At 72.0% G+C, this 11,063-nt stretch carries 7 protein-coding genes; 4 read left to right on the top strand and 3 right to left on the bottom strand.

All coding sequences use genetic code 11. The features are described 5' to 3' along the window. The 4 genes from ACZ7LT_RS21615 to ACZ7LT_RS21600 all read left to right on the top strand — a co-directional run bounded on the left by ACZ7LT_RS21615 (position 1) and on the right by ACZ7LT_RS21600 (position 5,097). A complete protein-coding gene (locus tag ACZ7LT_RS21615; protein ID WP_471237690.1) occupies positions 1-1,236 on the top strand; it encodes a styrene monooxygenase/indole monooxygenase family protein in 1,236 nt (411 codons plus the stop codon). Between the two features lie 44 nt (positions 1,237-1,280). After that, positions 1,281-3,074: an ice-binding family protein gene (locus ACZ7LT_RS21610; RefSeq protein WP_471237689.1), complete on the top strand. Its 1,794-nt coding sequence runs from the start codon at positions 1,281-1,283 to the stop codon at positions 3,072-3,074. 243 nt (positions 3,075-3,317) lie between these two features. Next, the gene (locus tag ACZ7LT_RS21605; RefSeq protein ID WP_471237899.1) at positions 3,318-3,929 is read left to right on the top strand and encodes a DUF5819 family protein; all 612 of its coding nucleotides are present in this window, start codon (positions 3,318-3,320) and stop codon (positions 3,927-3,929) included. Next, on the top strand, positions 3,919-5,097 hold the full coding sequence (locus ACZ7LT_RS21600) for an HTTM domain-containing protein (protein ID WP_471237688.1): 1,179 nt from the start codon (positions 3,919-3,921) through the stop codon (positions 5,095-5,097). Before ACZ7LT_RS21605 ends, ACZ7LT_RS21600 begins: the two co-directional genes overlap by 11 nt. A gap of 67 nt (positions 5,098-5,164) precedes the next feature. On the opposite strand, the gene ACZ7LT_RS21595 is transcribed toward ACZ7LT_RS21600, so the two are convergent. The 3 genes from ACZ7LT_RS21595 to ACZ7LT_RS21585 form a co-directional block, all read right to left on the bottom strand. Continuing rightward, a complete protein-coding gene (locus ACZ7LT_RS21595; protein ID WP_471237687.1) occupies positions 5,165-6,478 on the bottom strand; it encodes a C40 family peptidase in 1,314 nt (437 codons plus the stop codon). 74 nt (positions 6,479-6,552) lie between these two features. Beyond that, the gene (locus ACZ7LT_RS21590) at positions 6,553-8,739 is read right to left on the bottom strand and encodes a protein kinase domain-containing protein (RefSeq protein ID WP_471237686.1); all 2,187 of its coding nucleotides are present in this window, start codon (positions 8,737-8,739) and stop codon (positions 6,553-6,555) included. 13 nt (positions 8,740-8,752) lie between these two features. Continuing rightward, complete coding sequence (locus tag ACZ7LT_RS21585) at positions 8,753-10,861, bottom strand: outer membrane protein assembly factor BamB family protein (protein ID WP_471237685.1); 2,109 nt, start codon at positions 10,859-10,861, stop codon at positions 8,753-8,755. Between the last annotated feature and the right edge of the window lie 202 nt (positions 10,862-11,063).

Below are 11,063 nucleotides of genomic sequence, written 5' to 3'. Positions count from 1 at the left end.
ATGCGGAAGATACTCATCGTGGGGGCCGGCCAGTCCGGTCTCCAGCTCGCCCTCGGCCTCCAGTCCCAGGGGTACGAGGTCACCCTCATGTCCAACCGCACGGCGGACGAGATCCGCACCGGCCGGGTCATGTCCACGCAGTGCATGTTCCACACTGCCCTCCAGCACGAGCGCGACCTCGGCATCAACTTCTGGGAGACCCAGGCCCCCCGGATCGAGGGCCTCGGTGTCTCCGTCGCCGGCCCCGACTCGCAGCGGGTCATCGACTGGGTCGGGAAGCTCGACGGCTACGCCCAGTCCGTCGACCAGCGCGTGAAGATGGCCGGCTGGATGGAGACCTTCGCCCAGCGCGGCGGCCAGCTCGTCATCCACGGCGCCGCCGTCGGCGACCTCGACTACTTCTCCCGTACGTACGACCTGGTGCTGGTCTCCGCCGGCAAGGGCGAGCTCGTCTCCATGTTCGGCCGCGACGCCGCCCGCTCCCCGTACACCGAGCCGCAGCGCGCCCTGGCCGTCTCCTACGTCCACGGCCTCGGCCCGCGCCCCGAACACCCCGACTTCGACGCGGTCCGCTGCAACCTCGTCCCCGGCGTCGGCGAGCTCTTCGTCATGCCGACCCTGACGACCTCCGGACGCGCCGACATCCTCTTCTGGGAGGGCATCCCCGGCGGACCCCTCGATGTCTTCCAGGGTGTCAAGGACCCCGCCGAGCACCTGGCGCTCACGCTGGAGCTGATGGAGAAGTTCACGCCCTGGGAGTACGCGCGCGCCACCAAGGCCGAACTGACCGACGCCAACGGCACCCTGGCCGGCCGCTACGCCCCGACCGTCCGCAACCCGATCGGCCGGCTCCCCGGCGGCGGCCTGGTCCTCGGCGTCGCCGACGTCGTCGTCGCCAACGACCCGATCACGGGCCAGGGCTCCAACTCGGCGTCCAAGTGCGCCGCCGCGTACCTCGCATCCATCGTCGAGCACGGCGACAAGCCGTTCGACGAGGAGTGGATGCAGGCCACCTTCGACCGCTACTGGAACACCGCCCAGCACGTCACCAAGTGGACCAACGCCATGCTCGGCGTCCCGCCGGAGCACGTCCTCGGCCTGATCGGCGCGGCCGGCACGCTCCAGCCCGTCGCCGACCGGTTCGCCAACGGCTTCGACGACCCGGCCGACTTCGAGAACTTCTTCTTCGACCCGGAGAAGACGGCGGCCTACCTGGCATCCGTCGCCGGAGCCTGACCGGCCACGGATCCGCTGTCGAAGGGGTGCTGCCGGTGGTGTTGGTGACCACCGACAGCACCCCTTCGCCGTCCCTGAGACGGCCCAGGGAACCAGCGACCACCGATCGAGCCGTCACCACCCCGGTGCGGATTGATCGCCACGCCCGTGCTGCGACGTTCGTGAGTTCACCTGGCTGGCGTCAGATCGCCGTGTTCGTCGGGGTTGGATTTATTGGGCAGGTGTGCGGTGCTGCCCCATGGGAGTTAATGAATATCCACTCATCCGGGCGCACGCCGGGTGACCAGCGGTATGAGTTTGAATATTTTCATCGCGCTTCAACGCCGTTGAATGTGTTTGTATTAATCCCCCCTTCTCATTCTTGCTCACTGTGGGCGCGTGAAATTTCCTGCGTAATATGCAGCGACGACTACAAGGCTTCCCGGGTGATCGGTTGGGCCCGGTATGCCACGGCCCCCACAGAAAAAGACCTCTTGATGAAGCTGAGAATCACTCAAGCGGCCAAGCGCCGCGTATTGTCCGGCGGGCTGGCCTCGGCCCTCGCCGCAATCGTTGCCGCTGCGATGGTCGCGGTGACGCCGACGCAGGCACTGGCCATCGCGACACCCGTACCTCTGGGCACCACCGCCAGCTACTCCGTTCTGGCAGGTCAGGGAGTCACCAACACCGGCCCCACGGTGATCGACCACGACCTCGGGACGCACCCGAACCCGGCCATCACCGGATTCCCGCCCGGACTGGTGCTCGGCACGGTGCACGCTGCGGACGCCCACGCCGCCCAGGCCAAGAGCGATCTGATCGTGGCGTACAACAACGCCGCCGGCCAATTGTCGGGCCAGGCCCCGGACTTCCCGCTCGCGGCAGGAATCGGCGGGGGCCAGGAGCTGCTTCCTGGTGTCCACAGGGCCACATCCGGTGTCGGACTCACCGGCGACCTGATCCTGAATGCCGGGGGAAACCCCAACGCGGTCTGGGTGTTCCAGATCCCGGAATCTCTGACGGTGGCATCCAGCAGCCGGATCCTCCTCACGAATGGCGCTTCGCCGTGCAACGTGTACTGGCAGATCGGGGTTGATGCGACCCTCGGCACCACCTCCACCTTCGTGGGCACCATCTTGGCTCTGAACTCGATCTTCGTGCAGCAGGGGGCGAGCATCGAGGGCCGGGCGCTGGCCCGTAACGGTGCCGTGACGCTCGACACCAACAGGATCTTCCTCGGCGGGTGCGCTACCAACGGGACGACGACTGGCACGACCACCGGAACGACCACCGGGACGACGACTGGCACGACCACCGGAACGACCACCGGGACGACGACTGGCACGACCACCGGACCGACCACCGGGGGCACGACGACCGGCACCACGTTGGGTCTGGTCGGCGGCAGCCTCATCGGCGGACCGAACGTCGGCCTGGTGAGCGGCGGCACCTCGGGGAACGTCTCCGGCAACACCTCCGGGAACACCGCGGGCAACACCGCCGGGAACACCACCGGCGGGGACACGTCGGGCAACTCCGCCGGGAACAAGACCGGCGGGGCGATCACCGGGGGGAATGCCGCCGGCGGGCACGGCGATAGGCCTGGCGGGCCGGACGACGTCGACAGGCCGGACCACGTCGACAGGCCGGACCACGGCGGCAAGCCGGACGACGGCGACAGGCCGGACCACGGCGGCAAGCCGGGCCACGGCAAGCCGGGCCATGGGCACCACGAGGGACCCGGTAAGCCGGGCCACGGCCACGACGGCCACGGCAAGCAGCCTGACGGGCACTACGGCTACGCCGACAAGCCAGCGGTCAATGAGGGCCACGAGGACCACGAAGGCCACGAGGGCTAGGCAGAAGGCTGCGCGAAGCCCGTTCATCGGATGACGGCGCACGGCGGAATCCTCACCGAATCCGCCGTGCGCCGTCGGTGAAAGTCGCCGAGAACTCTGGCGCGAATAGCACATACGAGAAAGACAGGGTGGGCGGTGTCGAGCGGAATTGAATCAGCGGCCGTGAAGGAACCTCAGCAGTCCGATTCCGATCCGGTCCCCCGGCCCCGTCATGACGGAGCGGTCCTGCCGGACAGGTGGCCCCTGGGTGCCCGGGCGCTGAAAGCAGGGCTGTACAGCACCGTAGTCCTGTGTCTGGTGACGACCCTGGTCCATGTCGTCATGGTGTTCCTTCACGTGGCCCCCTCCAACCCTGTATCGAAGCGGTACAGCCCACAGGTCAACGGATGGGTGTACCCCTTCTTCGAACAGAATTGGCGGCTCTTCGCCCCGGACCCCGACTCCTTCAACCGAAAAGTCCTGGCGAGAACCGCACACACCGACTCCAAGGGATCGGTGCGCGTGAGCCCCTGGTTCGATCTGGCTGCCGTGGACGATTCCGCAGTGGAGCACAACGTATTTCCGAGTCACACGGCTCAGAACCTTTTGCGTCGCGCCTGGAGCTCCTACGTGGATACGCACGGAGGAAGCGACGTGGCGCGCTCGGAACGGGCCGTGATGCTGCAGAAGTATCTGAGCAACATCGCCGCGGACCGCGTCGCTGCCCACAACGACGGCGGCGCTTTCGAGTTCATTCAGCTTCGGGTCATCACGCTGCCCATCGCTGCGCCCGGCACAGCCGCCGGGAACCGCCCGCCGGCGCCCTCCGAGAACCGGCTCCTGCCCTGGTGGAAGGTGACCCCCCATGGGAAATGAGCAGATCCCCCAGCTGCCCCCCACGGCAGCCGCACCACCCCGACCCGCGGACCAGGAGACTTCGCTCGCCGGCACCGCCCGCCGGTGGCTCCTCGACCGGATCAGCGCTCTGTGGACCCTTCTCACCGACCGGCCGGTGTCCCTGTACGCCGCCTCGGTTCTGCGCATCGGCTACGGGCTGCTCTACCTGGTCTTTCTGCTTCGGGAGTTCCCGCACCGTGACGAGATCTGGGGCCCGGGCTCCCCCTGGACACCCGCGCTGGCAGAACAGCTCTTCGACCAGACGGGCTGGAACAGCATCCTGATCCTGTCCGACAGCCGTGCGTACTTCGAGCTCTGCTACGTGCTGGCCCTCGTCACGTCCGCGCTGTTCATGCTGGGCTGGCGGACCCGCGTCATGTCCATCCTGTTCGCCGTCGTGGTGGTCTCGTTCCACGCGAGAGCGATCTTCATGACGGATGGGGGCGACAACCTGGTCCTGCTGATGGCCCTCTACCTCGTCCTCACCGCATGCGGTCGGCGCTGGTCCCTGGACGCACGCCGCGAGCGGCTCCGGGCGGCTCGTGCGGGCGACACGCCTGAGCCGGTGAGGAGCTCTCACGCCCAGCAGCTCCGGGACGCTCGCATCACCTTGACCACGGTGGTGCACAACTGCGGCATCTTCGTCATCGCCGCACAAGTCTGCTTCCTCTACGGATCGGCCGGCCTGTACAAGATCCAGGGCCCGACCTGGGGTGGCGGAACCGCACTCCACTACGCGCTGAACCTCGAACTGTTCCAGCCCTGGCCCGCACTCTCCCACCTCGTGGACGCGTACCCGATGGTGATCGCGATCGTCAGCTACGTGACGGTGCTCGTGCAGGTCGCCTTCCCGTTCGTGCTCTTCGGCAGGCTCAAGTACCCCGTTCTGGCCGTGCTGCTGGGCATGCACATCGGTATCGCCGTGCTCATGGGGCTGCCCCTCTTCTCCGGCGCGATGATCATCGCGGATGCCGTGTTCCTCCCCGACCGCTTCTACACCTTCCTGCCTCGCCTGTGGCGACGCGCAACACAGCGCACAGGGATGCGACTGCCGACGTCCGGCCAAGCGGCAGGATCCGGATCCGTACCCTCGCAAGGAGGGCCCGGCCTATCCGGCCCGAAGCATCGAGCCACTGTCCATCCGTGATCTCGCGCGGGTGTCCCCGGCTTCAGCCGGGGAGGGAACCGCATCCTTGGCGCGAAGCGCCGGCCGCCTAGCTCGCCGCCGCGGGCTCCGGCCAGTCCTGAGCGAACCCCTCGTCCGCGCCGTCCGTCGCCCCCTCGGGGAGCGGGGGCGGCGTGTACGAGGCGAGCGGGGTGCCCGCCGGGTCCGGGCGGACGGCACCGAGCAGTGGGTTCGCCGCGATCGGGGAGACCTTCACCCGGCCGCCCGGCCGCGGGGCGTGCACCACGAGCCCCTCGCCCAGATAGAGCGCCACATGGGTGGCGCCCGGGAAGTAGACCACCAGATCGCCCGGCCGCAGCTCGGACAGCTCCACCCTCGGCAGCGTGCGCCACTGCTCCTGGCTGGTGCGGGGGACCGTCCGGCCCGCGTCCGCCCACGCCTGCGAGGTCAGCCCGGAGCAGTCGAAGGACTCGGGCCCCTCGGCGCCCCACACGTACGGCTTGCCGATCTGCCCGACCGCGTACCGCAGGGCCCTCGCCCCCGCCTCGGTCGGCGTCCGCGCCTCGGCCAGGACGCCCGAGTCCATCAACGCGCTCTGCGCGCCCGCTGTGACCGTCTCCTCCCGCGCGTCCAGCGCGGCCAGCTGATCGGGCGACAGCGCCGCGAGGAGCTCCTCCACCTCCCTCAGCCGCTCACGGACCTCGTCCCGCTCCTTCTTCTGCCGGGCGGCCAGCGTCTGCTGCCGGTCCAGCGCCCGGCGGGCGGCGACGGCCAGCGCGTGCGCCCGCCGCTCCCCGCCTTCCAGCCGCGCGACGGCCAAGGCCCGCTCCCGCGCCACGCGGTCCATCAGCCGGCGCCGGTCGAGGGCGACACCGGGGTCGGGGGAGAACAGGAACCGTACGTACGACGAGAACTCACCGGCGCCCTGGTACTGCGCCCGGGCGAGCCGGCCCACGTCGTCCCGGCTGCGGGAGAGGGCGCCGCGGGTGCGGGCCAGCTTGAGGTTGAGGGCCTTGGTCGCCGCGGCCTGCCGGGCGAGTTCGGCGGCGGTGGCGTTGTACGTCTCGGTGGCGGCCTCCGCCTGCTGGTAGAGGGTGCGCAGGCGGCCGAGGAGCGCGCCGACGGAGTCGTCGCCGAGGTCCTCGGGCCCCAGGGCGGCCGCGTCGTCCCCCTCGTCCTCCTGGACCTCGTCCGTCTCCTCCTGGACCTCGTCCGTTTCCTCCGGCTCCGGCGTCTCCTCTGCCCCCTCCGGCTCCTGGGCCTCCGCCTCCTCCTGGACTTCCTCCGTCACCGGGGCCGGATCCGCCGGCAGCGCCGCCGCCGGAGCGACCAGCACTGCCGTCACCGCCGTCACCGAGACGAGGCCCGCCGTACAGACCGCGCGCAGCAGCCTTCCTGACATGTCATCACCTCACGGCGATGATGCGGAGGCCCCCGCCCGGTCACCTCCCGGGTGGGCCGATCGTGCCAATCAGGTCACCCGTCGAGGGGGAGTGCCACGATCCGCCCGCGCGCCTGCAGATAGAGCCGGTCCTTGTCGGTGGAGAAGGACGCCGAGCCGGGGTTGCCCTGCCGGCCCACCTCGTACGCCCACTCCTTCTTCCGCGTCCGCACGTTGAGGACGTACAGCCAGGTCCTGGTGTCGTCGCAGGCCAGGTAGGCGAGCCCGGCCCGCATGAACGGCGCCTTGTTGAGGTTGAGCATGTGGGGCACGTGGTACTCCCACAGCAGCCGGCCCGTCCGGGCGTCCAGCGCCACGAGACTGTTCGTACGGGCCCGGGACTTCGCCTCGAAACCGTCGTTGTGGGACTGCACGTACAGCGTGCCGCCGTCCAGGGCGATCGAGCCGTACAGCGGCGCCGCCGCGTTCGTGGGTTTGCGCTCAGGTCCCGCCCCCCACCGCCAGCGGATCCGTCCGGTCGCGCGGTCGACGGCGAGGACCTCCTGATGGCACACGTAGACGAGGTTCTCGTCGAACACGGGGTACGACAGGGCCACCCCGGGCCCGGCAGGCCCCTTCGGGACGTCGAGCTTCCATTGCTCCTCGCCGGTGGCGGCGTCGAGCTGCCCCAGCCGGAAGTCCTGGGCGTACACCATCCGCTCCCCGTCCGCGGCGAGCGCCAGATTGACCAGGGAGCCGAGGGTGAGGCCGCCGCGGCGGAAGGTGTGGGCCCAGCGACGGTAGCCGCCGCGCAGATCGATGCGGACGGCCTGGCTGTCGGCCATACCCTTGACCGGTGCGGTCGAGCCCACCACCCAGACGGACCTGGCGTCCATGGCCGGGATGCCGTCGACGAACTGGAGACCCAGCCCGTCCCCCGGCCGCAGCACCGGATCCAGCCGTCCCGTACCGGTGTCGAGCCGGGCGAGGTCCGGCGCCAGTGACTCGTCGGCCCCGCTGACCTTTACCACCAGGGCCGTGGTTCCGTGCAGGCCCACGTCCTGGATGTCGTGCCGCTGCCACAGTTCGGCCCCGGTCCGGGCGTCCAGCGCCTGGAACGCGGTGGTGTCGAAGCGGGCCAGCAGGACCCCGCCCACCGGGTACGGGACCCGGCCGGACAGCTTCCCCTCGTACACCCACAGCGGCTTCGGCGCCTCGCCCGGCAGCCGCTTCGGGCGCCGCGGCTCCGGCTCGGGACCGAACGCCGCCCACGCGCCGTACCCCCCGCCCGCCAGGGCCAGCGCCCCGCCGCCGGCCAGGAGCAGCGCGCGGCGGCTCGGCCCGGCCGGGGGCCCGGGCGGCATGGGCGGGGGAGCGGACAGCCGGGCCGGGGGCGGCTCCCAGATCCGGGCGGTCAGTTCCGCGATCCCGGCGAGCACGGGCGCCGGGAGCAGCGTGGCGAAGTCCCCGTCGAACAGCCCGAGCCGGTCGAGGAGCTCGCGGAGCGTGGGCCGGTGCTCGGGCGTGCGGGCCAGCGCGCCCGCCAGCAGGGGCCGCAACCCCCCGGGCACGCCGTCGAGATCGGGTTCGCCGTGGAGGATGCGGTACAGCACGCCCGCCGCGTTCTCGCCGGGGAACGGCTCATGGCCGCTCGCCGCGAAGACCAGCACCCCGGCGAGCGCGAACACGTCGCCCGCCGTGCCGTGCTCCTGACCGGCCGCCTGCTCCGGCGACATGTACGCCGGGGTGCCGAGCACCTGCCCGGTGCCGGTCAGCCGGCGCGTGCCGCCCAGCGCCCGCGCGACCCCGAAGTCGATGAGGCGCGGACCGGCCGCCGTGACCAGGACGTTGGACGGCTTCAGATCGCGGTGCACGACCCCGGCCAGGTGCAGCCCGTCCAGCGCCTCGGCGAGGACGGCCCCGACCGCCCGGACCGCGGGCGCGGGCAGCGGACCGTGCTCCCGCACCACCCGCGACAGCGCGGGGCCGAGCAGGAACTCGGTGGCCAGCCAGGGCCGTACGCCCTGCGTGTCGGCGTCCACGACCGCCGCGCCGAAGCCCGCGCCGACCGTGCGGGCGGCCTCCGCCTCCAGCCGGAACCGGTCCCGGAACTCCGGCTCGGTCGCCAGCTCCGGCCGTACGGCCTTGAGGGCGACCGTCCGGCCGCCCGCCGACCGGGCCAGGTACACCGTGCCCATGGCGCCCGCGCCGAGCCGCCCGAGCAGCCGGAAGCCGCCCAGGGCCTCGGGGTCGTCGTGGGTGAGCGCGCCGAGGACGTCCATCGTCAGGTCCCTCTCAGTCCACGGGGAGGCAGTAGAGGTGGCTGTCCGCCGCGCCGCGCCACACCAGCGCCCGGCCCTCGGCTACGGCCAGGCCGTACGCCCCCGGATTGGGCGCGGCCTCGGCGGTCTCGAATTTCCACAGCCGTACGCCGGTCGCCGTGTCGTGCGCGCTGACCTCCTCCTCGTCCAGGCAGAACAGCGTGCGCCCGGAGAGGCTGGTCAGCAGCGCGGAGTTGTCCCCGCTCAGGTCGTGGAGCTCCTGGCGGTACTCCCACAGCGTGGCGCCGGTACGGGCGTCCAGGGCGCGGACGAGATCGTTCTCCTGGCGGGCGTAGAGGGTCGTGCCGTGCCGGGTCACGGCCGTCTTCGCGTGCAGGGACAGCCGCCCGGGGCGGCTCCACAGCTTGGTCCCGGAGAGGCTGTGGGCGACGAGCGCGGGGCCGTAGGTCACATAGAGCCGTTCGTCGCCGTCGAGGGTGATCGCGGTCTCGGCGGGGATCGCGGCGAGGGTGCGCTGCCAGCGCACCGCGCCGTCGGAGCGGGCCAGGCCCAGCAGGACCTGCTTCTCGCCCTTCTTCGCGAGGAACGACTTCGACTGGCGTCGCACCACGACCGTGTCCCGCCCGGCCGCGGCCGCCACGTCGGAGCCGAATCCGGCGGGCAGGGCGCCGCGCCACCGCTCCTTACGGGCGCGGGTGTCGTAGCAGACGAGGTGGTGACGGGTGCGGTCGCCGCCGGGGCGGCCGGCGGCGATCAGGAACCAGACCAGCGGGCCGTCGGAGCAGACGATGCCGTCGAAGGTGAGGCGGTCTGGCTTCTTCTCGTCGAAGACGTACGTGCGCTCCTCGTGGCGGACCGTGCCCGTGCGGGCCGACAGCTGTACCAGCGCGCGGAACGTCGGCAGCAGGACCAGGTCGTCGACGAGCGCCACGGGCGGGCCGTACGGGAGCAGGGAGCCGCGTTCCCAGACCTGGCGGCCGGTCTGCAGATCGATGCCCCGGAGGGCCTCGGCGGCCAGGACGAGCCGGTCCTGTACGGCGAGCGGGCCGTTGGCGGTCTCCTGCTCGCGCAGGCGCAGCGACCACTCGGGCGGTGGCGGGGCGCCGGGTTGGCGGCGTACGGCGGCGGGCCTGGCCGGCGCTTGGGGGCCGGGGCGCAGGAGCGCGGTCGCCCCGGCGCCGACCGCGACGCCCGCGGCGGCGGCGACGGCTCCCGTCAGCAGCGCGCGGCGCGGCGGGCGGGGGGTGTGGCCGGGCACGGTGTCCGGGAGGGCGGGGATGGGCCGGGGTTCTTCCGGGCGCCGTTCGTCGTCCAGGGCGAGCGCCTCGGCGGCCTGACCGGCGAGCTCGCGCACCAGAGGGCCCGTCAGCCACTCCTGGCGCAGGGCCTGCTCGGCCCCGCCGGGCGTCAGGGCGCGGGCCAGCTCGGCGGGTAACGGGCGCTCAAGGGGATCCTCGGCGAGGCACCGCCCGAGGACGTCCAATAGCCCTGGCGGCGCGTCACCGCCTGTCGCGTACCGGAGCAGGGTGCCGAGCATGAACACATCGGAGGCCGGGCCCGGTTCCGCGCCCGCCCGCTGCTCGGGCGTCAGATAGCCGAGCCGTACGGAGGCGTGCCCGTCGCCCCCGACCGTGACCTCGGCGGCCGCCCCGAGCGGCCCGACGCCGGTGAGCCGGGGCCCGTCCCCGGCCAGCAGCACGGCGTCGGGGGTGAGCCCATGAACGAGGTGCCCGGCGGCGTGCACCCGCTCCAGCGTCTCGGCGAGCGCGCCTCCGAGCACCCTGACGGCAGCCTCGGACAGCGGCTCGTACCGCAGGACGGCGTCGGCGAGGGAGACGGCGGGCGTGTACGCGGTGGCGACCCAGGGTTCGTCCACCTCCCCCACCCCGACCACCTCGGGCACCCACGGCCCCCCGACCCGTTGTGCGACCTCCGCCTCCGCCCGCATCCGCTCCCGGACGGCCCGCACGCCAACGACCTCGCCGCGCGCGACCGCGACGAGCACGCTCTCGCCGTCGCCCCCGTGCCCCAGAAACACCACGGCCGCGGCGGTCTCCCGCACCCGCCGCAGCAACACGTAGGGCCCGGCCTCCCGCGGATCCCCGTCGCGTAACGGCTCCATGTCTCAACTCCCCTACAGGGCCCGCCTCTTCGCGATCATCGAGGGTACGGGACGGGGGGTGGGGGCGGCAGGGGCGACGGCCGGCCCGGATGCCCTGCGGTGGCCACCGCGGCGTCGCCTCTGCGGGGCGGCGGGCCCGCCTGGACGGCGTACGGCGGGTGGCTCCCACGCGGACGCGGACGCGGACTGGGTTCGGGGGCCG

The organism is Streptomyces sp. NPDC039465 (assembly GCF_055639315.1).
This window is presented reverse-complemented; position numbering and strand designations above follow the sequence as displayed.

Excerpts from the sequence above, each read along its gene's own strand:
- ACZ7LT_RS21615 (WP_471237690.1), top strand. The coding sequence starts at position 1 with ATGCGGAAGATACTCATCGTGGGGGCCGGCCAGTCCGGTCTCCAGCTC.
- ACZ7LT_RS21585 (WP_471237685.1), bottom strand. The coding sequence starts at position 10,861 with ATGGAGCCGTTACGCGACGGGGATCCGCGGGAGGCCGGGCCCTACGTG.
- ACZ7LT_RS21600 (WP_471237688.1), top strand. The coding sequence starts at position 3,919 with ATGGGAAATGAGCAGATCCCCCAGCTGCCCCCCACGGCAGCCGCACCA.
- ACZ7LT_RS21590 (WP_471237686.1), bottom strand. The coding sequence starts at position 8,739 with ATGGACGTCCTCGGCGCGCTCACCCACGACGACCCCGAGGCCCTGGGC.
- ACZ7LT_RS21595 (WP_471237687.1), bottom strand. The coding sequence starts at position 6,478 with ATGTCAGGAAGGCTGCTGCGCGCGGTCTGTACGGCGGGCCTCGTCTCG.